At 72.2% G+C, this 25,253-nt stretch carries 25 protein-coding genes; 13 read left to right on the top strand and 12 right to left on the bottom strand.

Going from position 1 to position 25,253, the window contains the following annotated elements:
- The first annotated feature begins 40 nt into the window (after positions 1-40).
- The 5 genes from FLL47_RS36975 to FLL47_RS36960 all read left to right on the top strand — a co-directional run bounded on the left by FLL47_RS36975 (position 41) and on the right by FLL47_RS36960 (position 3,811).
- Positions 41-997, top strand: coding sequence for a LysR family transcriptional regulator (locus tag FLL47_RS36975; protein WP_186316137.1), 957 nt, complete (start codon positions 41-43; stop codon positions 995-997).
- A gap of 51 nt (positions 998-1,048) precedes the next feature.
- Positions 1,049-1,180, top strand: a complete 132-nt coding sequence (locus tag FLL47_RS44870) for a hypothetical protein (RefSeq protein ID WP_281286772.1) — start codon at positions 1,049-1,051, stop codon at positions 1,178-1,180.
- A complete protein-coding gene (locus FLL47_RS36970; RefSeq protein ID WP_144127313.1) occupies positions 1,173-2,267 on the top strand; it encodes a hypothetical protein in 1,095 nt (364 codons plus the stop codon). Before FLL47_RS44870 ends, FLL47_RS36970 begins: the two co-directional genes overlap by 8 nt.
- Positions 2,268-2,382: 115 nt before the next feature.
- Positions 2,383-2,724 carry a PadR family transcriptional regulator gene (locus FLL47_RS36965; protein WP_342780391.1) on the top strand — a complete coding sequence of 114 codons (342 nt, stop codon included), beginning with the start codon at positions 2,383-2,385 and terminating at the stop codon, positions 2,722-2,724.
- Positions 2,717-3,811, top strand: a complete 1,095-nt coding sequence (locus tag FLL47_RS36960; RefSeq protein ID WP_144127312.1) for a hypothetical protein — start codon at positions 2,717-2,719, stop codon at positions 3,809-3,811. Before FLL47_RS36965 ends, FLL47_RS36960 begins: the two co-directional genes overlap by 8 nt.
- An 85-nt stretch (positions 3,812-3,896) precedes the next feature.
- Here FLL47_RS36960 and FLL47_RS36955 read toward each other — a convergent pair whose 3' ends face one another.
- From FLL47_RS36955 to FLL47_RS36945, 3 genes are read right to left on the bottom strand one after another with little or no spacing between them, the layout of a single operon-like run.
- Complete coding sequence (locus tag FLL47_RS36955; protein ID WP_222106373.1) at positions 3,897-4,655, bottom strand: arginase family protein; 759 nt, start codon at positions 4,653-4,655, stop codon at positions 3,897-3,899.
- Entirely contained in the window at positions 4,652-5,221 is a 570-nt protein-coding gene (locus FLL47_RS36950) for an RBBP9/YdeN family alpha/beta hydrolase (RefSeq protein ID WP_144127311.1), read from the bottom strand. The genes FLL47_RS36955 and FLL47_RS36950 overlap by 4 nt, the downstream gene beginning before the upstream one ends.
- 44 nt (positions 5,222-5,265) lie before the next feature.
- Positions 5,266-6,453, bottom strand: a complete 1,188-nt coding sequence (locus FLL47_RS36945) for an MFS transporter (protein WP_144127310.1) — start codon at positions 6,451-6,453, stop codon at positions 5,266-5,268.
- Between the two features lie 46 nt (positions 6,454-6,499).
- On the opposite strand from FLL47_RS36945, the gene pdxR reads away from it, so the two are divergent.
- A complete protein-coding gene (gene pdxR / locus FLL47_RS36940; RefSeq protein WP_144127309.1) occupies positions 6,500-7,903 on the top strand; it encodes a MocR-like pyridoxine biosynthesis transcription factor PdxR in 1,404 nt (467 codons plus the stop codon).
- A 50-nt stretch (positions 7,904-7,953) separates the two neighbouring features.
- Here the strand turns inward: pdxR and FLL47_RS36935 are convergent, their stop codons facing one another.
- The 5 genes from FLL47_RS36935 to FLL47_RS36915 all read right to left on the bottom strand — a co-directional run bounded on the left by FLL47_RS36935 (position 7,954) and on the right by FLL47_RS36915 (position 13,694).
- Complete coding sequence (locus FLL47_RS36935) at positions 7,954-8,334, bottom strand: hypothetical protein (protein WP_144127308.1); 381 nt, start codon at positions 8,332-8,334, stop codon at positions 7,954-7,956.
- Positions 8,335-8,379: 45 nt separating this feature from the next.
- Positions 8,380-9,549 carry an MFS transporter gene (locus FLL47_RS36930; RefSeq protein WP_186316136.1) on the bottom strand — a complete coding sequence of 390 codons (1,170 nt, stop codon included), beginning with the start codon at positions 9,547-9,549 and terminating at the stop codon, positions 8,380-8,382.
- A 93-nt stretch (positions 9,550-9,642) separates the two neighbouring features.
- The gene (locus tag FLL47_RS36925; protein WP_246159144.1) at positions 9,643-10,296 is read right to left on the bottom strand and encodes a DUF7003 family protein; all 654 of its coding nucleotides are present in this window, start codon (positions 10,294-10,296) and stop codon (positions 9,643-9,645) included.
- Between the two features lie 65 nt (positions 10,297-10,361).
- A complete protein-coding gene (locus FLL47_RS36920; RefSeq protein WP_144127306.1) occupies positions 10,362-11,120 on the bottom strand; it encodes a hypothetical protein in 759 nt (252 codons plus the stop codon).
- Between the two features lie 96 nt (positions 11,121-11,216).
- Positions 11,217-13,694 (bottom strand): glycoside hydrolase family 127 protein, encoded by a 2,478-nt coding sequence (locus tag FLL47_RS36915; protein WP_144127305.1) that lies wholly within the window; start codon positions 13,692-13,694, stop codon positions 11,217-11,219.
- 195 nt (positions 13,695-13,889) lie between these two features.
- On the opposite strand from FLL47_RS36915, the gene FLL47_RS36910 reads away from it, so the two are divergent.
- Positions 13,890-14,723 (top strand): hypothetical protein, encoded by an 834-nt coding sequence (locus tag FLL47_RS36910; protein WP_144127304.1) that lies wholly within the window; start codon positions 13,890-13,892, stop codon positions 14,721-14,723.
- Here FLL47_RS36910 and FLL47_RS36905 read toward each other — a convergent pair.
- Positions 14,648-15,319 (bottom strand): hypothetical protein, encoded by a 672-nt coding sequence (locus tag FLL47_RS36905; protein WP_144127303.1) that lies wholly within the window; start codon positions 15,317-15,319, stop codon positions 14,648-14,650. The genes FLL47_RS36910 and FLL47_RS36905 overlap by 76 nt on opposite strands.
- A gap of 97 nt (positions 15,320-15,416) precedes the next feature.
- Positions 15,417-16,337: an AraC family transcriptional regulator gene (locus FLL47_RS43355; RefSeq protein WP_186316135.1), complete on the bottom strand. Its 921-nt coding sequence runs from the start codon at positions 16,335-16,337 to the stop codon at positions 15,417-15,419.
- Positions 16,338-16,386: 49 nt separating this feature from the next.
- Between FLL47_RS43355 and FLL47_RS43350 the strand changes: the two genes are divergently transcribed.
- Entirely contained in the window at positions 16,387-17,127 is a 741-nt protein-coding gene (locus FLL47_RS43350; RefSeq protein WP_186316134.1) for an SDR family NAD(P)-dependent oxidoreductase, read from the top strand.
- 109 nt (positions 17,128-17,236) lie between these two features.
- Here the strand turns inward: FLL47_RS43350 and FLL47_RS36895 are convergent, their stop codons facing one another.
- Complete coding sequence (locus tag FLL47_RS36895; protein ID WP_144127301.1) at positions 17,237-19,564, bottom strand: esterase-like activity of phytase family protein; 2,328 nt, start codon at positions 19,562-19,564, stop codon at positions 17,237-17,239.
- Positions 19,565-19,743: 179 nt separating this feature from the next.
- Here FLL47_RS36895 and FLL47_RS36890 point away from each other — a divergent pair, with 179 nt between their 5' ends.
- The 5 genes from FLL47_RS36890 (at position 19,744) to FLL47_RS36870 (ending at position 24,347) form a co-directional block, all read left to right on the top strand.
- The gene (locus FLL47_RS36890) at positions 19,744-20,976 is read left to right on the top strand and encodes a sensor histidine kinase (protein ID WP_246159142.1); all 1,233 of its coding nucleotides are present in this window, start codon (positions 19,744-19,746) and stop codon (positions 20,974-20,976) included.
- Complete coding sequence (locus FLL47_RS36885; RefSeq protein WP_144127300.1) at positions 20,973-21,626, top strand: response regulator; 654 nt, start codon at positions 20,973-20,975, stop codon at positions 21,624-21,626. Before FLL47_RS36890 ends, FLL47_RS36885 begins: the two co-directional genes overlap by 4 nt.
- 74 nt (positions 21,627-21,700) lie before the next feature.
- The gene (locus FLL47_RS36880; protein ID WP_144127299.1) at positions 21,701-22,729 is read left to right on the top strand and encodes an alpha/beta hydrolase; all 1,029 of its coding nucleotides are present in this window, start codon (positions 21,701-21,703) and stop codon (positions 22,727-22,729) included.
- A 23-nt stretch (positions 22,730-22,752) separates the two neighbouring features.
- Positions 22,753-23,499, top strand: coding sequence for an SAM-dependent methyltransferase (locus FLL47_RS36875; RefSeq protein WP_144127298.1), 747 nt, complete (start codon positions 22,753-22,755; stop codon positions 23,497-23,499).
- A 275-nt stretch (positions 23,500-23,774) separates the two neighbouring features.
- The gene (locus FLL47_RS36870; RefSeq protein ID WP_144127297.1) at positions 23,775-24,347 is read left to right on the top strand and encodes a DUF4142 domain-containing protein; all 573 of its coding nucleotides are present in this window, start codon (positions 23,775-23,777) and stop codon (positions 24,345-24,347) included.
- On the opposite strand, the gene FLL47_RS36865 is transcribed toward FLL47_RS36870, so the two are convergent.
- Positions 24,319-25,152: a peptidoglycan-binding protein gene (locus FLL47_RS36865; protein ID WP_144127296.1), complete on the bottom strand. Its 834-nt coding sequence runs from the start codon at positions 25,150-25,152 to the stop codon at positions 24,319-24,321. The two genes, FLL47_RS36870 and FLL47_RS36865, sit on opposite strands and share 29 nt — an antisense overlap.
- Positions 25,153-25,253: the final 101 nt, after the last annotated feature.

The following is a 25,253-nucleotide window of genomic DNA, read 5'->3' as shown; positions in this document are numbered from 1 at the left end:
CGATTGGACAACCGTTGGTTGTCGGACCAGGCTGTGCCGCGTGGATCTGGATCTCGCTCAAGTCAGGGCGTTCGTGCGCGCCGCCGACGAGTTGCACTTCGGACGCGCCGCCGCGGCGCTCTACCTCACTCAGCAGGCGCTGTCCAAACGCGTGCGCCGGCTCGAGGAGACGCTCGGCACCGCCCTGTTCGTGCGCGGACGCGGACCCGTCGAGCTGACCGGGGCCGGGGCGAGGTTCCTGCCGTACGCGCGGGAGCTGCTGGTGCTCGCCGCGACCGCGGCCCGGTCGGCGCGCGGGGAGCCGCTGCCGCTGCGGGTGGACGTGTGGGGTCCGGTGCACCGGCCGCTCGGGCTGCTCGGCGAGCTGGTGTCGGCGTATCCGGACCTGTTGCTGGAGCTGAGCATGCGGCGCAGCCTCGGGTCGGCGCTGGACGCGGTGGCCCGCGGCGACCTCGACGTCGCCTGGGGACGGCCGCACGACCTGGGCCGCCCGTGGCCCGCCGGGCTGCGGCGGCGGCTGGTGTGCCTGGAGCCGATCGCCGTCGGCATGCTCGCCGGGCACCCGCTCGCCGACAACACCGTGCTCGGCGGGTCGGAGCTGCGCGAATACGGTCTGTGGATGCCGTTCGAGGACCGGCCGCCGGAGCTGACGGGGCTGCTGCGCGCGTACGCGGCGGCCCTGGACGTGCCGATCACGGGCACCGCGCTCAATCTGGGTGTGGAGCACACGATCGCCGAGCTGCGTCGCCACCCGCGGCGGGTCACTCCGCTGGGTGCGTGGTGGCAGCTGCCCGGCGACGTCGTGCGGGTCCCGCTGCGCCCCACGCCATACCTGCCCTGGTCGGTCGTCTGGCGCGCCGACAACCCGCACCCGCTGCTCCCCCGGCTGCTCAAGCTGCTGCCCGGACCGGGTACGGTCCGCTTCGACCCGGCCCGCGACTGGCTGCCCGAACCGGACCGCGCCGATCTGCCGCGCGCCGTGGTGCACCCGGCCTGATCGGCACTCTATACAGATTGACTGTATATACAGACCGTCTATATTGCTGGCATGACGATGCAGGAACCCACGTTCTTCATCCTGACCGCGCGGCAAACCGCGGTGGAGCGGATGCGGTCCGACGCGACCGGCGCCACGACCCGCCTGCAGGAGGCCTTCAGCGTGGCAGTGCAGCATGGCTGAGCAGGACCAGCTCGAACGTTCCTTCCGCCGCCTGCTGCGCGCCTACCCCCGTTTCTACCGCCGCGAGCGCGAGCTGGAGATCCTCACCACCCTGCTGGACGCGGCGAAGCCGGGACAGGTCCGGGCAACGCCCGGCGAGGCAGCGCACCTGATCCTGTCCGGACTGCGATTCCGCCTCGTGCCGCCGGGCCCGGCCGCCGCGGTCGCGGCGGGCATCGCGACGCTGTGGCTGGCCGTCGTGCTCGGCGGCGTAGGCGCGTACGCCGCCTGGGACTCCTCGTCGGCCGACCCGCGCGCCCTCGACGATCCCAAACTCGCGGCCCTCGCCGACACGCTCGTCGGCCAGCCGCCCACCTGGATCGAGGCCACCGTCGGCGACCCGCTCGACGTCGCCGACTCCAACTGGGCCACGGGACGGCTCCAGGATCTCCGCGGAGAGTCACTGCCCGGGGTGAAGCCGGCGCCTTCCGGCCGCCACCGCACCTATCTGGAGGTCGACGCGACCCGTGGCGTCCTGGACGCCGCGTACGGTCGCCTGCGGGCCGACGGCTGGCACACCGGCGCCATCACGAAACCGGAATTCTGCGGTTGCAACGTGTTCTGGGCCAACCGCGACGGACTCGTGCTGCGCATGGCAGAGGCACCATCCGGCAATCGGCGGTCGGCGGTTGACGTGGACGTCTACCCCGTCGAGCCCCGTGGCGTGCTGGCCGGTGCGATCGCCGGGTTCGCCGTCGGACTGCTCGCGGCCTGGCCGGTGATGACCTCGCTGGCCCACCGCTGTGCACGCCTCGCGAACGGCGACCGGCCGGTGGTCGCCCTGTTCGGCGTTGCGGCCCTGCTCGCCTGCTTCGCGAACACGCTCGACAACGTGTGGAGGACGGCACCGTTCATGAACGTCGACGACGTGCTGCTCGCCGTCGACCTCATGTATCCGCTGGCCAACCAGATCGCCAACCCGCTCGCGGCGAGCGTGATCGCGGTCGGTTTCGCCGTCTGCGTCAACTTCACCGTGTTCACACCGTGGCGCCGGCGCCACCTGCGGGTGGACGCACTTGCCTCGCATACGGCGGTAGCCGGGGGCTGAACCGGACCACGCCGACCTGCCACGCGCTGCGGCCCGCGCGGGCGGGCAGGGCCGGGTGCCCGTCGCCCGGCCCTATACAGATTGACTGTATATACAGATCGTCTATATTGCTGGCATGACGATGCAGGAACCCACGTTCTTCATCCTGACGGCCCTGATCCGCTCCCCATTGCACGGATACGGCGTCATGCAGGCCGTCGAGCAGCTGTCCAGTGGGCGGATCATCCTGAAGGCCGGCACGCTGTACGCCGCGCTGGACCGGCTCACCTCCACCGGCCTGATCGTGGTGGACCGGGAGGAGGCCGTCGCCGGGCGGTTGCGCCGCTACTACGTGCTGTCCGATGACGGCCGCGCAGCCCTGGAGGCCGCGGTGGAGCGCATGCGGTCGGACGCGAGCGTCGCCGCGACCCGCCTGCGCGAGGCGTTCGGCTTCGGCGTGGGGGTGCAGCATGCCTGAGCAGGCCGAACTCGAACGCTCCTACCGCCGCCTGCTGCTGGCCTATCCTCGCTTCTACCGGCACGAACGAGGGCTGGAGATCCTCACCACGCTGCTGGACGCGGCCAAGCCGGGACAGGTTCGGGCGACCCTCGGCGAGACGACCCATCTGATCCTGTCGGGGCTCAGGTTGCGGCTGGTGCCACCCGGACTGGCCGGCAAGATCGCGGCAGGCGTCGCCGCGCTCTGGACGGCCGTCGTACTCAGCGGCGTCGGCGCCTATGCCGCCTGGGGATCTCCAGCGGCTGAGCAGCCCGCACTCGACAATCCCGAGACCATCACACGGAGCGACAGCCTCGTCGGCCGACCGCCCGGACGGGTCAGTTTCGGCGAGACGGATCCCCTCCACATGGCCTACACGTACAAGGCGTGGGGACAGTTCCAGACTCTCGCGGCGGAGGACCTGCCCGGGGTGAGACCGGTGCCGGGCGGCCACACCCGCATCTACCCGAAGGTCGACGCGGCGCATGGCGTCCTGACCGAGGCGCACCGGCGTCTGGCAGACGACGGCTGGCAGACCGGCGCCTTCGCCCAGCCGGACGACTGCGCCTGCGGCATGTTCTGGGCGTCCCGCGACGGCCTCCTGCTGCGACTGTCAGAGGACCGCGAAAGCGATGGGCGGTCAGCGGTGGTCATCGCCGTTCATCGGGTGGAGCCCGGTGGGGTGCTCAGCGCGGCGATCGCCGGGTTCGTCCTCGGGCTGGTCGTGTCCTGGCCGGTGATGACGTGGCTGACCCACCGCTTCACGCGCACCCCGCGTGAGGACCGGATGCTGGTCCTCCTCTTCGGAATCCCCGCCCTGTACGCGTGCGCGGCGAACACGGTCGACAACGTGCTGAGCATGGTGCCGGATCCGGACACCGACAGCATGCTGCTCGCCGCCGACCTCATGTATCCGCTGGCCAACCAGATCGCCAACCCGCTCGCCGCGAGCGTGATCGTGGTCGGACTGATCGCCTGCGCGGGCATCGTCGTCTTCACCCCGTGGCATCGCCACCGCCCGCAGGGTGATTCAGTGCCGTCCGACGCGGCGGCCGTCGAGGGCTGACGAGTCCAGGGGCTGCCTCCCGTCCCGAGCGAGCGGCAGCCCCGGACTCGCACCGGAGCCTGTTCGCCGCTCCGGTTCCCGGCTGCTAGCTCGCGGTCAGCGCGGACAGCAGGCCGGCGCGGACGCCGTGCGGGTCCAGCCGACCGGGGTGCCAGGTGCAGGCGATGTCGACGGCGGCGACGCGGCCGGTGTCCAGCACGCGCCGCGCCGCCGCCACCACCGCCGACGCCGTCGGGCCGCCGGACACCGGGAAACGCAGGTCCGGCAGCTCTCCGGCATCGATCACGTCCAGGTCGACGTGGAGCACCAGCGGGCCGGGCGGCAGCATCGCCGCGTCCAGGTCGTCGACGCCGCACCGGCGTACGGCCGCGGTGGCCAGGTAGTCGGCCTCCGGCTGGTCCAGGTCACGGGCGTCCACGAGCAGCGCCCGGTCCTCCGCCAGTGGGCGCAGGCCCAGCCGCTGGGAGATCAGCTCGGGCCGGTAGCCGACGAGGATCCGCAGCGGCATGCCGCCCGCATAGCCCGACGCGGTCGTCTCCAGCGTCTGCACGTCTCCGTGCGCGTCGAACCAGACGATGCCGGCGTCCACGCCCGCCTGCTGCAGGCCCGCCATCGTGCCCAGGGACACGGTGCAGTCACCGGACACGACCGTCGGCGTCTCGCCGGACTGCACGCAATGGGCGACCTGCCACGCCACCGGCTCGTAGAGGTGGCCGAGCCGGGCCCAGACGTCCCCGTCGGGAAGCTGCTCGGTCACCGTCCTGACGGTGTGGCCGTCCGGCAGCGGGAAGTCGTGATCGGGCAGTCGTTCGTCGAGGTGGTACGGCACAAAGATGATCGTCACGAAGCCACGGTACCGGCTGCGCCCGGCCCCGTACCGAGGGCGGCGACCAGCCGCTCGCCGTCCGGCCAGGGGCCGTAGCCGTCGGCCGTCTCGATGTGGCCGGCGTCGCCCGCGTCGTACAGCTCCGCGCCCCAGTCCGCGGCGTACTGCTCGAACTGTGCGAACGTCGTGTAGGGATCGGTGTGGCTGGCAACCAGGATCGTGCGGAACGGCAGCGGCTCGCGGGGCACGGTCCCGAAGACGGAATCGCCCGGGCGGTCGGGGCCCGGTGACCACAGTGGGTCGATGTAGGGCGGCGTGACCAGCAGCGCGGCGCGCACCGGGCCGACGTGGCGAGCGGCCCAGGTGACCGTGGTGATGCACCCGGCGCTGTGCGCTATCAGGACCGCCGGCACCGTGTCGGCAATGATGGCCTCGTGCAGCGCGGCCACCCGCTCATGCACGGTGAACGGCGGGCCGGGCGGGTGAGGCGCCCACCGGTATTCGGGGTTCGCGTCGGCCCAGCGCTGCTGCCAGTGCTCCGGTCGGGGAATGCCGCGTCCCGGCACCAGCAGATGTCGCACCATCCGCCGATTCTAGTGCCGTGTCCTCTTCAAGGTTCGTTGCCGGGTCATGCCGGGTGGGCGGGGAAGCGTCGCCGCTCGCGCCACGCGGGCACGAGGACGGGAAGCAGAACGGCGGCGGTCAGCGCGAATCCGGCCGGGTAACCGGTCGAAGCGACCAACAGCCCGAAACCGACGGCTCCCACCCCCATGCCGGCGTCGTAGGCGAGATTCCACAGCATGCTCGCTCGCGCATAACCGGGCCCCGACACGTCGGCGAACATCAGGGCCAGCGTCACGTTCTGCGCCGCGCCGAATCCGGCGCCGAACAGGGTGACGCCGGCGATCACCGCCAACGGACCGTGCGCGCAGGCGAGCCCGGCGGTCCCGGCTACGACCGCCACGACCGCGGGCAGGAGCAGGCTGCCTCCGTACCTGTCGCCATACCGGCCGGCCGCCCAGCGGGCCAGCGGTGTGATGCACGCCTGTACCAGCAGCGCCACCGCCGCCAGGCCAGGAGCAGCAGCGAGACTGAGCGGAAGGAACGTCAACAGCACCCCGGCCACCAGGGCGACGGCGGCGAAGACCACTGCCGGCCGGGCCGAACCGCCCACCTCGCCGGCGCGCCGCGATACCTTGACCGGCGACGGCTCGACTCGGGCCGATCGGGCGGGCAGACCCCGCACGGCCCACAGCGACAGCAACGCCAAAGCCGCGGCGGTGAGGAAGACGGGTGCGAAACCGACGTGCGTGCCCAGCCACACCCCGGACGGCAGGCACACGATCGAGGGGATTCCGACTGCCGCGCCATAGACACCGAGCACCTCGGCGCGGCGAACGTCCGGCGCGAGTTCGGCCACCAGGGCGGCGCCGGCGACAAACACCATCCCGGCCCCGGCACCCCGTAGCAGGCACACCCCGAGCACCACGGGCGGCCACGACGACGCCGGAAGCAGGGCAGCGGGCGCTCCGAGCAGCAGCAGAGCCAGCGCTACCACGGTCCGGTAGCCGTGCCTGGTGATGAGGGACGGTGCGGCCAACTCGGCCAACACCGTGCCGAGCATCAGGACCCCGGTGCACAGGCCCGCGCCCATCCCGCCGCCGCCGGTCCCGGCGACGAAGGCCGGCACGACCGGAATCAGCAGGTAGAAACTACCGAGTGCGCCGAGCGACGCCACCAACAGCCGCACCATGGGCGGGGTCAGCAGCGGCGGGACGATCGTGGTCGCCTGCTCGGCCGGCGAAGGATGAGCCATGCAGGAACAGTAGGTTCCCTCTGGTTTAGCAGTAAGGTCCAGTTTCATGCCCGTTGAATGGACCGGTTCCGGACCGGACCTGCCGCTGCCCATCGACCGCAGCAGTCCGGAGCCGCTGCGCGACCAGCTCGAACGCGCGCTTCGGGAGGCCGTCCGAACCGGTCGGCTGGGCAGCGGGGAACGGCTGCCCTCGTCCCGCGTGCTGGCCGCCGACCTCGGCCTCTCCCGCGGCCTGGTCACCGAGTGCTACGCACAGCTGCGAGCCGAGGGCTACCTGGTCACCTCGCCCGGCTCGGCCACCCGCGTGGCAGTCACCGCCGGCCCGTCACGGAACCGTTCGGTGTGGACCACCGACCCCGAACCGGTTCGCATCGACTTCCGGCCCGCCGTGCCCGACCTGTCCAGCTTTCCCCGCGAAGACTGGGGCCGCGCGGTACGCCGCGCCTGCCAACAGGCGCCGACCGAAGTGCTCGGCTACGCCGACCCTTACGGCGCACAAATGCTGCGTGAGGTGCTCGCCGCCTATCTACGACGGGTCCGGGGCGCCGCTGCGCACCCCAGCCAGACGGTCGTCTGCGCCGGGTACGCGCAAGGGCTGCAACTGCTCCTGCGCGCACTCGCCGACGACGGTGTCCGGACAGTGGCCGTGGAGGATCCCGGCGATCCCGACCACTACCCGATCGGGAAGACGGTAGGGCTGGACGTCATCGCCATACCCGTCGACGACCAGGGCATCGACGTCGAGGCGCTCGCGGCGACCGACGCGCGTGCCGTGATCCTCACCCCCGCGCACCAGTCCCCCACCGGCGTCGTGCTGACCCCTGAACGACGACACGCCCTCGTCGCCTGGGCGGCAGCCCGAAACGCGACCATCATCGAGGACGACTACGACGCGGAGTTCCGGTACGACCGCGAGCCGGTCGGCGCCGTCCAAGGCCTCGCACCGGACCACGTGGCGCTGCTCGGCTCGGTCAGCAAGTCACTCGCACCCGCCCTGCGGCTCGGCTGGGCGCTGACACCCCCGCACCTGTCGGCCGCGGTCGCCAGGCACAAACAGCTCGCCGACCGCGGTTCACCCGTCATCGACCAACTCGCCCTCGCCGAGCTGCTGCGAAGCGGCACGTACGACCGGCACCTGCGCCACATGCGCCGCCGCTACGCCGCGCGCCGCGCAGCCCTGGTGGAAGCGCTGCGGACGCACGCCCCCGGCATCGAGCTGCTGGGTCTGGCCGCCGGCTTCCACGCCGTCGCCCAGCTGCCGCCCGACGCCGACGAACAGGTCATCGTCGCGGCAGCCCGACGTCGATCCGTCGGCCTCCACGGCATGAGCAGCTACCGCATGACGTCGCGAACCCGCGCACCGCAACTCGTGCTCGGCTTCGGCAACCTCACCACGGACGCCATCCATGAGGGCATCCATCTCGTCGCCGACCTGTTACAAGCCGCTTGACCTCGTCATCTGCGACCACACGACGAGTCGCCGCTGGTGGCCCGGAGTCCTCACGACTCGCCGGCCGGTCGCGAATGGAGCAGGTCGGCGAGCCGGCCGCTGCGCAGGGAGACGATGTCACCGCCGTTGTCGAGGGCGACTTCGAGCAGCGTCGCCAGGCTCGTGCCGTACAGCCAGACCTCGGCCGGGTCGTCGGCGAACTCGTGGTTGCGGACGCTGATCCCGTGGCCGGCCTCGGTGATCACCTCCGCGACGCGGCACACCGCCCAGTGGCTCACCTGCTCCCGCCACCGGTGCACCCAGCAGATGCTGCGCCCGTCGGGCAGGTCGAAGACCGGTGTCACGGTGAGGCCCCCGTCGAGACTCCCCTGGCGGTGCCAGTAGGCCGGGGACAGCCGCCAGGCGCCGTCGAACAGGGTCGCCGAGGACATGCGCTGGTACAGGGCGACGAGTTCGCGGGCCCGGTTAGGCGGCGGCTACGTCCGTTCCGGCTGGACTCGGGCGGGCGCGGTGCCGGCCAGGTAGACCGCCATGCCTGCGGCGACCAGCAGCGCCCCGAGCGGCGGGATCGCGGCCAGCCCCCATGCGTCCAGCGCGAACGCGCCCGTCAGCGCCCCGGCGGCGACCCCCACGTTGTACGCGCTGGCGTTGATGCCGGAGGCCTGCTCGGTGTGGTCGGGCGCGACCCGCAGCGTGGCGGCCTGCATGAAGATCGGCAGCAGGCCCATGCCGCACCCGAACACGATCACCGCGGTCACCGCCGCCCAGGCCGCGGTGCCGTTCAGCCAGAGCAGCACCAGCCCACCGAGCAGCACGCCGACCGCCGTGACGATGCCCGCCCGCAGCCGACGGTCGGCGACCCAGCCGGCGATCGGCAGCATGAGTGTGCCGGCGATTCCGTTGGCCAGCAGCACCGGTGCGATCCCGGTCTCGCTGATTCCGGCGCGATGCAGCAGCGGAGCGGTGTACGTGATCATCATGTAGGTACCCAGCATGGTCACCGCGGTCATGGCGACGATCGGCGAGAAGTCCGGCACCCGCAGCACGTCGCGCATCCGGGCGCGCACCACGGCGGTGCTGCCGGGCACCTCGGGCAGCAGCCACCACGCCAGCAGTGTCAGCACGACCGCGACTCCGGTCAGCGCGGCGAAGGTGGCCCGCCACCCGACCGCGGTGCCGAGGCTGGTACCGGCGGGCAGGCCGATCAGCACCGCCATGCTGCCGCCCGCGGAGACGACGGTGACCGCCCGCCCGATCCGGTCGGGGGTGACCAGCCGGGCCGCGAAGCCGCTGACCACCGCCCAGAACAGCCCGTGCGTGATCCCGCCGAGCAGCCGCGCGGCGAACGCCACGGGATAGTTCGGGGCCACCACCATGACCGCGTTGCTGGCGGTGTACGCGGCCAGCGACGCGACCAGCAGCGCCTTGCGCGGCATGCGGGCGGTCAGCGTGCCCAGCGGGGCCGCGAACAGCGCCACCATCAACGCGTACCCGGTGACCAGCAGCCCCAACTGGGACTCCGACACCGCCATGTCACGGCTCATGCCGAGCAGCAGGCCGGTCGGCGTGAGCTCGGTGGTCACCGAGATGAAGACGGCCGAACTGAGCAGCAGGAGCGACGGCCATGGGCCGGGTTTGCGGATCACGTGCCGCATTTTGTATCGCCGCTGAACAAATTCGCAATCGAGATCCCGGTCGAATCATCCGATCACCGGACGACGACGGCTGCCGGAACGGCGTCAGAGCCAGCCGGACTCCGGCCAGCACGACCAGTGCGTGTTCGGCGCGTGCGTGGGCCGGTAGGCCGTCAGGTCGCCGGTGGCGAACACCTGCGCCAGCTGCGCAAACGTCTCGGTCTCGCTGGGCAGCTGGTCGTGGCGGCCCGGGTCGCGGTGCCACCACTCCTCCAGCAACATGATCCGCGGCAGGTCGGCGGGCAGCCGGTGGCGCAGCTCGTCGTCGTCGGCCAGCAGCAGGTCGCGGTGCTCGGGCACGAGCCGCCGGAACACGTCCTCCAGCGGCTCGCCCTCGGTCGCGTCGACCTCCAGCACCTGCCCGCGGACCACGACCGGCGGGCGGCCGCCGCGCAGTTGCTCGGGCCGATCGTGGTCCTCCAGCTGGTACATGTTGTCGACCCGGGCCAGGAAGTCGCCGTGCCCGTAGCCGGGCGCTCCCTCGGTCAGGCAGTTGCCGAAGCAGTGCAGCACGTCGATGACGTTGCCGGCGCGCGGGTTGTAGCCGACGAGCTCGATCACCAGGGCCCAGCGCTTCTCGTCGCGGAACGCGTGCAGGCGGCCGTCGATCGCGTGGTAGTAGCCGTGCTCAAGGTCCGGGAAGTCGAACCCCTTCGCGGCGCGGTCCAGCTGCGCCAGCACCTCGTCGGACGTGATCACGGGCGGAGACGGTACACGGACCGGGCGGCCCGGCCCAGTCGGCCACGCGGACGGCGTGCGGCCGATCACGGGGCCGGGGCGCGACCGAGGGCGGTCAGCGCCAGCACACCCTGCCCGGACAAGCGGGTGTGCGCGCCGAACGTGCTGGGGTCGACCGACGTCAGTGCGGCGATGTCGGTGGCGTAGCAGACCTCCGGCAGCGTTTGCCGCTCGTACAGTTCGGCCCGGCGGGCCATGACGGCGTCGACGTCGGCCGGATCGATCCCGGCGAACGCCTCCGGCGGCAGGTCCTCGTCCTCGTCGGGCAGCCGGTAGCCGTCCTCGGCCGGGTGGGACCCGATTCGCTCGACCCTCCCGGTCTCGTAGTAGCGCTGCACCGTTCCCGCCTCGGCCAGGCACCACATGGTCCACGGATCGCCGCAGCTCATGCCGTAGAGGTGGGCCGCGCCGAACCGGGCGCTGAGCCGCGTGCACAGGTCCTGCACGTCGCGCGCCCACGATCCCTCGGCGAGGTGCGCCGTGCCGGGCAGCTCGCCGAACACCAGGGTCCAGCCGTCGAGCACCGGGCTGACGTACATCCTGGCGTGACGGCGGTGGCGGTCGGTGTCCCACGAGTGGTGGTCGCGGTTCCACGCGGACTCCCCCTGCCGCATGGTGACCGGCACCGGATCGGACAGGTCCAGCGCGGTCAGCACGGCGGCCTGGTCGCCGGTGCTGACCGCGAGCCAGGTCCCACACAGGTGCACCGGGCGCGCGGGCGACGTCGGCGAGCGGCCGGGTTCGTCACGGCGCGGGTGGTCGTCGCGGATGGAGGGGGTCCGCATAGGACATCACGTTACGTGGGACCGCTGACAGATCTTCAGTTCCACAGGTCAGGGTGCGGGCCGGGGGCACGTCATGCCTCCCCCGGCCCGCGCGGTTCACTGACCCGACGAGTGGAAGCCGCTGACCTCGGACGCCGTCAGCACCCGGCTGTAGACGCGGAACGAGTCCACGGCTCCGTCCAGGTACGGGTCGCTGTACTGCGACCGCCCGATCCAGTTCTGCGTGGTGCTGCCCAGCGACGCCGGGGTCAGTGTCATCGCCGCGTTGCGGGCCACCTCGGCCCCGTTGACGTACAGGATGCCGACGCCTGCGCCGACGGTGACCGCGACGTGCGTCCACACGCCCGTGGGCAGCGCGGACGGGGCGTTGATGCGCTGCTCGCCGCCGGACCCCGACGTCGTGATGGCGAACCGGGCCGTGCCGGAGCTGCTGCTCGGGACCAGGAACATGTTCGCCGTGGTGCCGGTGCCGAAGTCGAACAGGCGCGCCCAGTTCGTGACCGCGTCCAGGCGTACCCAGGTCGCGATGCTGAACGCGCTCGCCCCGGCGAGGATGCCCGACGGCAGCGACACATACTGCGAACTGCCGCTGAGGTTGACCGCGTTGCCGGTGCGACCGGCGACCCAGGTCGCTCCCCCGGCCGTCGTCGCGGTCCTTCCGTTGCCGGTGGCGTCGGCCGCGGCGGTGCCCGAGGACTCGTTGAACAGGTAGTGCGCCACGAACGCGGGCAGCGGGTTGGTCGTGGTGACGTTCCAGTAGACGGTGTAGCGCTGGCCGTGGACCTTGTAGAACGGCAACAGGGTCACCGATCCGGTGGATGCCGACGCGGTGAACTGCAGCGGTGTCGCCGTCGCGGTGATCGACGACGCGGTGAGGGTGGGCAGGGCGGACAGGTTGGTGCTGCCGTACGCCCCGGCCAGCACGATCGGGCCGTACTTGACCGCCTGCGTGGTGGCGCTGTCCGGGGTGGCCTCGCGCACCAGCGCCATCGGCAGCGCGACGTCGACGACGTCGCCGGTGGCCCAGGTGCGGTTGACGACGGCGTACGACCCCGGGGTGACCCCGCTCTGCACCGTGCCGTTGACCCGGATCGTCGCGCCGGTGGCCCAGGCGGGCACCCGGATGCGCATCGCGAACGTGCCCGAGCCCGCGGTGATGGTCAGCTTGCTGGACGGCGCCTCCGGGAACGTGGTGTCCTGCCGGACCGTGACGCCCTTGGCGGCCCAGTTCAGCTGCGAGGCGATGAACAGGTTGACGTACAGGTTGTCGCCGGAGTGGAAGTAGATGGTGTCGCCGAGCTTGGTGTTGGTCTCCATGCCTGTGCCGTGGCAGCAGGAGAAGCTGTTGTAGTCGTTGCTGTAGGTCTTGATGCCGCCGGCCCGCAGCGGGATGTAGTAGCTGTGGAAGCCGTGCGAGGAGTTCGGGTCCTGCGCGCCGAGCAGGTGGTTGTAGAGCGCCTTCTCGTAGTAGTCCATGTAGTCGGCGCGGGCCGGGTTGGTGAAGAACAGCTGCCGGCTCAGCTTGAGCATGTTGTAGGTGTTGCAGCACTCGGCGGTGCTGTCGGAGAGTTCGCTGGCGATCCGGTTCGGGGCCTTGAAGTATTCGCCGTTGGAGTTGGCGCCGATGGCGTACGTGTGGCGGCTGACCACGATGTCCCAGAAGTTGCGGGCGATGTCGAGGTAGCGGGTGGTGCCGGTGGCGTGGTACTCGCGGATCGCCCCGATGGCCTTGGGGATCTGCGTGTTGGCGTGGTAGTTGTTCAGCGCGTCGGTGTTGGCGGCCAGGGGGTCGAAGACCTCGGCGTGGTCGAAGTGCTGCGCGGCGGTGAGGTGCGCGGTGTTCGAGCTGAGCTGGTACAGGTTGGTCAGTACCTCGTTCATGCCGCCGAACTCGGTGTCGAGCATGTTCTGCCGCTGGGTCTGGGTGAGCCGGTCGTTGCGGAACTTCACCCACGACGCCATCGCGGTGAGCACGGTCAGCGCCTGCGCGTTCCCGGCGAGCAGGTGCATGTCCAGCAGCCCAGCCATGATCTTGTGGAGCGTGTAGTACGGAGCCCATACCTGCTGGCGGGCCTCGACGCGGTCGATGAAGCTCTCCGGGAACGCCGACAGGTAGCCGGCGTTGTAGCCGGCCGTCGTCGCGCGGGCCTGGCAGATCGCCAGCTGCGCCACGAGGTAGTCGCCCTTGGTCTTGAAGCTCGCCGTGCCCGTGCTGGCGTACGCCTGAGCCAGGCCGGTGAGCACGTGGCCCATCGAGTGCCCGCGCAGCTCGGTGGTGGGCGACTCCCAGCCGCCGCACGCGGTCGCCGATGAGCTGAGGCCGTAGGTGAGCCGGAACATGTGCAGCAGCCGGTCGGCGTCGAGGAAGCTCAGGTAGCTCTGGGTGCGGCCGGTGTTGGCCAGGAACGGACCGGACAGCAGCGTGACCGCGCCGAGCGGGAACGGGTAGACCGACACACCGATGTCGGTGCGGGCGGCGTGGGCGGGTGCCGCGGGCAGGCTGCCGGCGACAGCCGCGGCCGCGGCGCCGACGGCGCCTGCACGCAGCACGGTACGGCGGGACAGTGCGGACATGTTTCGCCTTTCTCAGGACGGGGCGGTGAGAGCGACGTGTCCGGCGCATCGACGATGTCCTACGAAAACCATTTCGGCAAGATGTCGTACACATTGCCGCGCAACGGCTTCGAGCATTTGTCCAAGCAGTTCAGATGCTCCGCTGCGGGATGCCCCCATGGTCCGAAAGGTTTCGGGTGCGGCTAGATTGTGCCGGTGACGCTGCTCCTGAAGCTCTTGCTCGCTCCCGCACTGGTCGTCGGCTCGTCGCTGGCCGGGCGGCGGTGGGGGGCGCAGGTCACGGGGGTGCTGGTGACGCTGCCGATCGTGGCGGGCCCGATCCTGCTGATCACCTGCCTGGAGCACGGCACGGCGTTCGGGGCCGCGGCGGCGTCGTCCGCACTGCTGGGCCTGGTGACGCTCGCGCTGTTCGCGGTCGTGTTCGCCTGGTGCTCGCGAAGTATGCGCTGGGTCGGCGCGCTTGCGGTCGCCTGGGCGGCCTGCCTGCTCGCGGATGTGGCTGTCGCGCAGGTGAGGGTGCCTGCCTGGTGCGGCCTTCTGCTGGCGCTGGCCGCGATCGGCGCCGGGTCCCGCACGCTGCCGCCGGAGGCGGCCGAGCCCGGCGGACGCCCGGCGACCGCCTGGCCGTGGTGGGATCTGCCCGGCCGGGCCGTCGCGACCGCGAGCCTGGTGGTGCTGGTGACCACGTTGTCGAGCGCGCTCGGGCCGGCGATGACCGGGGTGCTGGCCCCGTTCCCGATCGCGACCAGCGTGGTGGCGGCCTTCGTGCTGGCCCGGCACGGTTCGGCGGAGACGGTGCGCACCCTGCGCGGCGTGCTGGCCGGGCTGGTCGGCTTCGCGGTCTTCTGTTTCGTGGTCGCCGTACTGCTCGACAGGTGGGGCGCCGCCGCCGCGTTCGGCCTCGCGCTGACGGTGACGGTGACGGGGCAGCTCGCCTGGCTGGCAGTCGTGGGTCAGCTGCGCAGCCAGCGCCGCCAGGACGCGGGGGTGACCGGGGCGGCCGGGTTGTCCAGGGACCAGCGCAGGTAGCCGGCACGCAGCCGGACCAGGCCGTCGAGGCTCCGCTCGGCCGACTCGATGATCACGCGCAGCGAGGGCTCGTGCAGCGTGCGGGCGATCTTGAGGTAGCCGAGGTCCTCGCACCGGTGCTCGCGCCCGATCGCGGCCGCCACCAGTCCGAGCAGATCGCCGTGGGCCTCCACGGTCGGTCCGTCGGCGGCCAGCGCCCGCAGGATGTGCCGCTTGGCCTGCCAGCTCCGGGCGTGCTCGGCCCACTCTTGCGGGTAGTCGGTCTCCCAGCGCAGGTAGAGCACGGCGAACCGGACGAACGGCGCGCGCTCCCCGGCGGTCTGCGCAGCCAGGTAGTGCCAGATCGGGGCGGCGAACATCCGGGCGTGTACGTCGCGTTTGGCGGCCTCGGTCTGGTCGTGCTCGGCGACCAGTCGCGGGTCCGGCCGCTCGGCGGTGTCACCCGAGCGGGGGCGCACGATGCGCGACCAGGAGTGCAGGCGGGCCCAGTCGTCCTGGTAGCCCCGCTCGCGCTCGATCGCGGCCCGCCGCCGCTCGGCGTCCGGGTGAACGACGTCGAAGGCCCAGGTGAAGTCGGCCAGCTGCTCTGCCTGCACGGCGGCAAGATTGCCAGTTCAGAGGGCCTATTGCCAAGAAATCGGCGCCCGCTGTGATCCCACACCATCGATCCGTCGACCAGGAGAGACGATCTGATCACACTCCGTGTGCAGTGACCTGTGCGCGCATGGCGGACGGGGGCACCCCGTGCCGGGCCGTGAAGCACCGGGTCAGGTGCGCATGATCGGTGAACCCGCAGGCCGCCGCGATCTCCGCAAGCCCCAGGTCGGTGCGCTGGACCAGGCCGCGGGCCACGCCCAGCCGGGTGCCAGACACCACCGCCCGGAAGCCCGTGCCCTGCTCGGCCAGCATCCGCTGCAGGCTCCGGGTGGACACGCCCGACCGCGCGGCCGCCGCGTCCAGCCGCCAGCGCCGCGCCGGGTCCGCCGCGATCATGTCGCGTACGGCGGCCACCGGCGATACGGCTGCCTCCTGCGTCGTCGACAGGTCGATAGTCCACCCTTCGACCTTCCCCCGCCCGGTCAGGCTCCGCTCCCCCGGCCGGGCACCGGTCACGGTGCTGCCGTCGGCGAACCGCACCGTCACCGCCGGTCGCCGGCCCGCGCACGCGCCCAGCACCACCTCGTGGATCGCCGCGGTGAACAGGCTCTCCGCCGGGTTCGGCACGCCGCCCAGCAGCGCTCGGTGCGACACGACGAGCCGGCCGGGCTCCAGTCTCAGGTCCGTGGTGTGGCCCACGTGGAAGCGCAACTGCAGTTCAGGCAGCCGAGCAGCGAGCTCGGACACCGAGCCGCGCTCGATGACCTCCGCGATGTCGCCCTCGCGCGGGCGGTCCAGCAGGTGCTCGGCCGCCCCGCGCAGCGCCTGCCAGCCATGGCCGGTCAGTTCCGCCAGCAGAGCGTGGTGCAGCCGTTCCGGCACCGGCTCGGCCGCCGCCTGCCACCGGGCCACCGCATCGGCAGCCGGGCTCGGGCCGTGCCGACGTGCGCCGAGCAGCGCCGCCCTGGCCAGGTCGGGGTGCACGGTCCGCTCGTGCGCGGGAACCCGGACCTGCATGGCGGAATCGTACAAGCGATCCGGCCGCGCCTTCGGCCAGTCTTCCGGTATGACCTTCCACCGCAGACGCGTCCTCGTCACCGGAGGCACCAGCGGCATCGGCGCGCACCTGGTCCGCCTGCTCGCCGAGCAGGGCGCGCTCGTCGCAACCTGCGGCCGCGACCCCGACCGGCTCACCGAGGCCACCCGGCACCCCGGCGTCACCGGCTGGGTCACCGACCTGGCCGACCCCGGCCGCACCGCCGCGCTCGTCGCCGACGCCGCCGCCACCCTCGGCGGGCTCGACGTCGTCGTCGCCAACGCCGCAGTACAGCACCGCCAGTCCTTCACCGGAGGCTGGGCCGCCACCGACAGCGCGGATGTGCTCAACGAAGTGCACACCAACCTCGTCGGACCGGTCGTGCTGGCCGGCGCGGCCTGGCCGCACCTGCGCCGGTCGCGCGGCGTCTTCACTGCGCTCACCTCGGCACTGGCCTACTCCCCGAAAAAGAGCGCGCCGGTGTACTGCGCCGGCAAGGCCGGGCTCGGCGTGTTCCTCCGGGCGCTGCGCTACCAGTGGGACGACGCGGACGCCGGGGTGACCGTGCAGGAGGCTCTGATGCCGCTGGTCGCCACGCCGATGACGGCCGGGCGAAACGACGGCGCGATGCCCGCCGACCAGGCCGCGCGGCAGATCCTGCACGGGATCGCGCGCCGCGTGCCGGTGATCGCCGTGGGGCGGGCGCGGCCGTTCCGCGTGATCCGCCGGGTCGCTCCGGGGGTGGCCGACGCGATGCTGCGGGACTCCTGAGCGCCACTGACCTCAGTGGTCGGCGAACCCGGCCCGGTATGCCCGGACCACTCCTGATCGCCGGTGAGGGGGTTGCGGACCGTCAGACGCCGCAACCCCCTCGGCTCACTCAGACCGCCGGGCGACGCCGACGGGCCAGCCGGAACAGGCCCGCGCCCAGGGCCAGCACCAGAATGCCGGCCGCGACGATCGTGGTGACCTTGGCGCCGGTGACGGGCAGGCCGCCGCCTTCGCCGCCGTCCGCGGGCGGGAACACGCCCGGGAACACCGCGTTCGCCTTGCCGAGCCGCAGGAACACGGTCTCGCCGGTGGCGTCGTCGATGCCGTCGTTGTCGGTGACGGCGTACACGTTCCCGTCCCCGCCGACGGTCAGGCCCTCCAGCTTGTCCTGGGTCCAGCCGCGGCCGGCCCGCAGCGCGGGCAGCACGTCGACGGCGAGCTTCTTGGTCACCGGGTTGACCCCGGCGCCGAGCGTGGCGGGCACGTCGAAGGTGTACACCTTCTTGAGTTTGGCCAGCTCACCGCGCTGGTTGTCGCGCTCGATCACCGCGAACGTGTCCGCGTCGAGCGCCACCAGCTCGGACAGGCCGACCCACGCACCGGTGGGCGCGGCGTCGAGCGGGTAGCCCAGCCACGCCCAGTCGCCCTCGGTGACCCGGTAGCGGCCGATGCGGGCGGCGCCCTTCTCGTCGGTCAGCTCACGCTGCACGGCGACCCATACGGTCTCGGTCGCGCCGGAGCCGGTGACCGCGACACCCTCCAGGCCGTTGCTGCCGAGCTTGGCGGTGACGTCGGCCGGCAGCGGCACCTCCTGCTGCACGGCGCCCGCGGCGTCGATGCGGACCAGCTTGTTCTCCGGGCCCTTGGCGCCCTCGACGGCCAGCCAGAAGCCGCCGCCGGGCCGGGTGGCCAGGCCCTCCGCGTCCAGCGCGACCCCCTTGCCGTCCTTGGTGACGGTCAGGTCCTTGGTGATCACGGCCGGGGTGGCCGCGGTGTCGATGGCGAACAGGCGAGTCGGCGCGTACACGCTGTCGCTGACGCCCCACAGCTTGGCGGGCTCGCCCGCGGCCGGGGTGAGGCCGGACAGTGCGCCCCAGGCGATCGGCAGGTCGCCGGACTTCGCCGAAACCAGCGACGGGTACGCCGGAGCCTGCCCGAACTGCGCGATGGTGACCGCCCCGCGCAGCCCGTTGCCCGGGTCGTCCAGCTCGCTGGAGATCACGACGAGGCCGCGCGACGGCACCGCGATGACGCCCTCGGGCTCGTTCGCGGTCGGGATGAGCTGAACGAACTTCGGGCGGGCCGGGTCGCCGACCTCGTACACGGCGGTGAAGTTGCCGCGCTCGGCGTTGACGAACAGGTACGGCTTGCCGCCGAACACGCCCGTGGCGACGTTCTCCGGCTCCACGCCCTTGGCGTCGCTGCGCTTGTCGGGGTAGCTGCCGTGGGTGACGGCCAGGTGCTCCAGGCTGTCGCCCGCGTCGAAGACGACCTTGCCGCTGGTGTCGAAGACGGTCCAGCCGCGCGAGCCGCCCTCGTAGTCGCCCTCGTTGGCGGTGGCGAACCGGTCGGTGCCGAGCCACACCACGCCGTCAGGTTCGCGGCGGGCGTTGATGCTGCCGGTCAGCGAGATCCGGTCGTCGTCTGCGGTGTCGACCGCGGAGACGGCGACCTGCCCGGCGCTGAAGTGCTTGTCGACCTTGCCGGTGGCCAGGTCCACGATGGCCAGGTGGTTGTTCTCCTGCAGGGAGACCACGGCCTTGCCGGCGCTGTTGATCGAGACGTACTCAGGCTCCGGGTCGGTCGGTGCGACCTCGGCGAGGCCGGTCAGCGCGACGGTGCGCAGCGCCCAGTCGGCAACGGCAGGCTTGATGTCCACGACCGACAGCCGACCGGCGGGCGCCTGCGGGATCTCGCCGTCGTCGACATCCTCGTCGCGCTCGTTCTCGATGGCGATCGCGACGTACTTGCCGTCGGGCGACACCGCGACCGAGTCGGGCTGGCCGCCCAGGTCGATGCTGCGCTTCACGGCACGGGTCGCCACGTCGACGACGAGCAGCTCGCCGTCGGGGTGGGTGAAGTCCGCGCCGGTGCTGACCGCGACCAGGGCGTACTGACCGAGGACGGCGACCGAGGTCGGCGAGCCGGGCAGGCCGAGCACGCCGGCGGGAGCCGGGGCGGCCGGGTCGGTGATGTTCACGAAGCCGATCCGGTGGCCGGAGGCGTCGGTGTAGATCACGGTCTGGCCGTCGGCGCTGACGGCGGAGATCTCGGCCGACGCGGCGTCGGCGGCCGACGTGTTCAGGTAGACGGGGAAGGTCGCTATGCGGCTGAACGTCTGCGGCGAGTCGGCGGCCTGCGTGGGGCCGCTGAGCAGGAGCGTCGCGGCGAGGCCGGCGGCCCCGGCTCCCGCGATCGCCCGGGTGGGGAATGACATCGGTGCTCCAAACCAAGGGTGGACGTGGTCTTGGTACCGAGCACGGCTGACCGGCTGGAGTTGATCAGGACAACGCCGGGTGAACAGCCGCCGACCGGCTACCCGCTACCCCGGTACGACCTGCGGATGGCTCCCGGGTATGACGACGGCCACCCTGGCCGCGCCGTAGGCTTCGGCCGGTGGAGAGCGTGACGCGTCGGCCGGGCGGACAGGTGCTGGGCGACCTGCGCCGGCTGTTCCTGGGGGCGGACTATCCGCCCGCGGCGTCGACCAGCCGGCGGTGGCCGCGAATCCGGCCGTTCCTGGTCCCGGTGCTGCTGCTGGCGCTGATCGGGCTCACCAGCGCCGCCTACGAATACCTCACCGACAACCGTCACCTCTCCGGCGGCTGGTCGATCCTGCTGGCCGCGGCCGGGACCGCGCCCGCCGCGCTGATGGCCTACCGGCCGCTGCTGGCCTGGCGGATCGGCTTCGCCGCGCTGCTGGTCGGCACCGTCGGATACGTCACGACGGAGTCGTGGGCGTGGAATCCGGTGCAGATCCTGGCGTTCCTGGCGGTGCTGTGGTTCGTCGCGCTGCGCGCCGACGCCGGGGTCAGCGCCTGGTGCTGGCTGTTCAGCCTGCTGCCGGTGTGGGTGTACGTGCCCAACGCCGGCAATGCCTGGGGCGTGACCGTGCTGCTGGCCGCGATCATGCTGGTCGGCGACCAGGTGCGGCGGCGGCGGCGCAGCCAGCGGGCGCTGGCCGAGCAGGCCGAGCGCAGCGAGCTGGAACAGGCCCGCCGCGCGGTGCTGCAGGAACGCACCCGCATCGCCCGCGAGATGCACGACGTGGTCGCGCATTCCATGTCGATGATCGCGGTACGCGCGGAGACGGCCCCGTATCGCGTCGCCGAACTGACCGGGCCCGCCAGGGAGGAGTTCACCGAGATCGCCGCGTCGGCGCGCACCGCGCTGGACGACATGCGCCGCCTGCTGTCGGTGCTGCGCCAGGCCGACGACCCGGCCCTCACCGCGCCCCAGCCCGGCCTGGCCGAACTCGGCCCGCTGGTCGACGACGCGCAGGCGGCCGGTGTCGACGCGCACCTGGCCATGGAGCTGCCGCTGCGGCCGGTCGGCGAGGCCGCGGCGCTGACGGCGTATCGCATCGTGCAGGAGGCGCTCGCCAACGCGGCCCGCTACGCGCCTGGTTCGCGAGTAGACGTGTCGCTTTCCGCCGACGAGTCGGGCCTGCGGGTGCAGGTGCGCAACGGGCGGGCGACCGGACGCCCGGCCCGGCCGCCCGGGGCGGGACACGGCCTGGTCGGGATGCGCGAACGGGTGGCGATCCTGGACGGCGAGCTGAGCACGGAGGCGACCGGCGACGGCGGGTTCGCGGTGACGGCGCTGCTGCCGGACGGAGGAGTTCATTGATCAAGGTCTTGATCGTCGACGACCAGGCCATGGTGCGGCAGGGCTTCGGCGCGCTGCTGGCCGCGCAGCCCGACCTGGTGGTGCTCGGCGACGCCGCGGACGGGGCCGAGGGCGTGGCCGCGGCCCGCCGCCTCGACCCGGACGTGGTGCTGATGGACGTGCGTATGCCGGTGATGGACGGCCTGGAGGCCACCCGTCGGCTCGCGGGCGGCGAGCGCCCGAAGGTGATCATCCTGACCACGTTCGACCTCGACGATTACGTGTACGAGGCGCTGCGCGCCGGGGCGAGCGGCTTCCTGCTCAAGGATGCCCCCGCCGCCGACCTGATTCACGCCGTACGTGTGGTGGCGGGCGGGGAGGCGCTGCTCGCGCCCTCGGTGACCCGGCGGCTGATCGCGGAGTTCGCGTCGCGGCCGCGGGCCGACCGGCCCCGGCCGGTGTCGCTCAACGCGCTGACCGCGCGGGAGACCGAGGTGCTGCGGCTGATCGCCCGCGGGCTGTCCAACCAGGAGATCGCCGAGTTGCTGGTGCTCGCCGAGCAGACGGTAAAGACCCACGTCAGCCGGGTGCTCGGCAAGCTGGGGCTGCGCGACCGGGCGCAGGCCGTGGTGCTGGCGTACGAGTCGGGTCTGGTCGCCGCCGGGGAGTAGCACCCCGGTAGCACCGCACGAATGGCTCCGCAGGGCGACGCCTGCACGGTGGCCCGCCACGCACGGTGGCGCTCATGCGTTCGAGATTCCTCTCCGTCGGCACGGTCAGCGCACTCGCGCTGGGCCTGTTCGCCGCACCCGCCGCCGCGCCGCTTCCCGTCGCCGCCGACTATGCACAAGCCGCAGCCGCGATGACCGCGGCGGGCGAGCCGTTCGCCGGGTGGGCTGCCGATGGCCGCCGCTTCCTGCTGTTCGATCCGAGCGGCGACGGTTTCGCCGTCGAGATCCTGGGCGATCTGTCCACGGCGGACCGGGTCGCGGTGCTGGTGCCCGGGGTCGGCACCAACCTGGCCGACTTCGACCGCGGGCTCGGCGGCGTCGCACGGCGGGCCCCGGCGGTGCAGGCCCGGCAGCTGTCCGCGGAGCTGCAACGGCGGTCCCCACACGCACGGGTGGCGGTGGTGGCCTGGCTGGGATACGACCCGCCAAACGGCTGGGGCCTCGACGTGGCCACCGAGTCCCGGGCCGCGGCCGGTGCCGCGGCGCTGACCCGGTTCGTCGGACGGCTGGTGCACGAGCGCCCGGCACCCGCCATCACGCTGATCGGGCACAGCTACGGCTCGACCGTGCTGGGCCTGGCCGCGAGCAAGCTGCCCGCGCAGGTCGGCGACCTGGTCGCGATCGGCAGCCCCGGCATGGGCCACGACCATGTCGGCGACCTGGGCACCGGGGCGCGGGTGTGGGCGGCGGAGGCGGCCACCGACTGGATCCGCCGCGTCCCCGGCGTACGCGTGCTCGGCCTGGGTCACGGAACCCGTCCCGGCACCGTCGGGTTCGGCGCGCGGCTGCTGCCGACCGGCGGCGTACGCGGCCATGACGGCTACCTCGAGTCCGGCAGCGCCACCCTCACCGCGCTGGCAGAGGTCGTCCTCGGGACCGCCGACGCCACCGCCGAAGACTGGGGCGGTCGACGGGAATCCGCGCCGTCGCGTAGGCTCGGCCGCCGCGGCCGACCCGACCTGGGTCGTCCGTCGTTCACGTCATATGGAGGTGCATTTAATGCGGGTCACGGTCGCTGGTTCCGAGCTCCTGACCACCCGTAACCCCGATTTGGAGAACCTCCGAAGTGGATCTTCCACGTAGTTTCGTCATCCGCGAGCAGCACCACCGCATCCACGACCCGTACACCGAGGAGAAGTTCGCCGTCCTCGGGCGGGCGATCGGCCTGCGGGCCGGCACGACCGTGCTCGACCTGGCCTGCGGCAGCGGCGAGATGCTCTGCCTGTGGGCCCGTGACCACGGTGTCACCGGCACCGGCGTCGACATCAGCACCCACTTCCTCGGCAACGCCCGCAGGCGGGCCGTCGAGCTGGGCGTCGCCGACCGGCTGACGTTCGTGCACGCCGACGCCGGCGGGCACGTCGAGCCCACCGGAGTCGACGTCGCGGCCTGCGTCGGTGCGACCTGGCTCGGCGGCGGTGTCGCCGGAACGATCGAACTGCTCGAACGCAGCCTGCGACCCGGTGGGCTGCTGCTGATCGGTGAGCCGTTCTGGCGGGCGGATCCGCCGGACCAGGCGACCGTCGAGGGTTGCCACGCCTCCGCCAAGGAGGACTTCCGGGACCTGCCCGGTCTGGTCGCGCAGTTCCGCGACCTCGGCTGGGACCTGGTCGAGATGGTGCTGGCCGACGGGGACAGCTGGGACCGGTACGTCGCCGCCCAGTGGTTCACCGTGCGGCAGTGGCTCGACGCCAACCCCGACGACGAGCTGGCCGGCGAGTTCCGGGCGGAGCTCGACCGGGCTCCGCTGGACTACGTCCGCTACCAGCGGCCGTACCTGGGCTGGGGTGTCTTCGCCCTGAAGCGGCGCTGACGGCGAGCGTGGCGGCTCCGGGCGCAAACCGGGGCCGCCACGTCGATATCACGCCTACGAGCAGGAAAAACCTGGGAACATGGTTTTGGGCCGAGCCGAAGCGGGGAACTCGACAAAGGCCTGCCGCCCGTGGATGCGGGCGGCGGCGCCACTCGCCGGGTGAGGAGAAGGCAGGCGAAACGGGGCCGGACCACGGCCGGAATACGCCCGCCGTCGGACGGCCGTCAAGCGCAGCACCGCTTCCACCGCGGTGCCCGGCCGACGGGGGTACGGCCATGAGCTTCGTGCGAAACATCAATGTGCTGGCCGCGGCCCTGGCCGTCGTGCTGTCCACCGCGGCAGGGCCGGTCGCCGCAGCGCCTACTGCCACGCGAGCACCACAGGACAACGCATACCTGGCCGCCGCGCACCAGGCGAACCTCGCGGAGATCACGACCAGCAATCTCGCGGCGACCCATCAGGGCGCCTCGCCGGTCGTCGTGCGGCTCGGCGCGGAGTTCAAGGACGATCACCAGAAGCTCGACGACGCGCTGATGTCCGTGGCGCAGCAGCAGGGAGTCGCGCTGCCCAACGCACCCAACACCGAGCAGCAGGCCGTGATACAGCAGATGTACCAACTGAGCCGTGCGCCGTTCGACCAGGCGTGGGTGCCGGCGCAGCTCAAGGCGCATGAGGCGGCGATGGCGGCGACGCAGGCCGAGATCGCCAATGGTCAGGACCCGGCGGTCGTGCAGCTCGCCAAGGACGCGCTGCCGGTCATCGCCAAGCACCACGAGCAGCTCATGGCCGCGGCGGCTCAGCTGAACGTGCAGATCCCGGTCACGCCCGCTGGTACTGCTCCCAGGTGACCTTCGGGTCGACCACGGGGCCGTCGTCGGGGCCACGGTTGGCCAGCCCGTTGAGGCCGAGGTAGTAGTCGCCGGCCTGGTTGCGCGCCGGGGTGGACAGGTCGGTGTCGGCGAGCGCGATCGCGTGGACGTGATACGGCCAGTTCCCCTGGGACGGGGTGCGCAGCCAGGCGGCGAAGCCCACCTGGCGCAGCCGGCGGACGGCGGACGTGCGCTGGGTGGAGGTCAGTCCGTCCACGGCGAGGTCGAGTGCGCCGCCGCCGTCGTGGGTGCCCGCGGACGTCGGATCCTCGCCGGGGCTGTACGAACCCTGCGTGACGGCGAACTGCCTGCCGAGCAGCCGTTCGGCTTCGAGCAGCATCGCCTTGGTACGCGCGTTCATCGGCACGCCCCGGAAGGTGACCTCGGCCCCGGGCGACAGCGGGCGCACCACGGTGAAGCGCTGCTCGCCGAGTTTCGCTAGCGAGGTCGGGCCGGGCAGGCCGGTGGCGTCGAGCCCGGTGTAGCCCAGGGACCGCTGCCAGGCCGCGTACGCGTCGATGGTCTTCGTGCCGAAGTGCCCGTCGACGTACGACGCCGCAAGCAGCCCCTTGGCCTGCAGCGCACTCTCCACGAGCAGCACGCTGTCGCGGCTGCCGGGCGTGATCGCCGAGTCGGCCCGGCGCGGGTCGATCTGCGCGGCCTTGACGACGGCCTCCATGTCGACCGCGGGCAGCGCGGCCGACGCCTGTCCCGCCCACCCCGCGACCGGACCGGCCAGCGCACACGCGAGCGCGGCACCCGTCAGACGTCTCCTGGTGACCATCCGGCCCTCCCCACTGTGCGGCGAGCCCAGGACCCGGGGCTCGCCTGACGCGATGTCTGCGGGCGAGGCTAGGCACGCCCGCTACACCGGCGGTACACAGT

It is taken from the genome of Catellatospora sichuanensis (assembly GCF_007483665.1).
GTDB classification, from domain to species: Bacteria; Actinomycetota; Actinomycetes; order Mycobacteriales; family Micromonosporaceae; genus Catellatospora; species Catellatospora sichuanensis.
The sequence above is the reverse complement of the archived record's forward strand: the minus strand, read 5'-3'. Positions and strand labels throughout refer to the sequence as shown.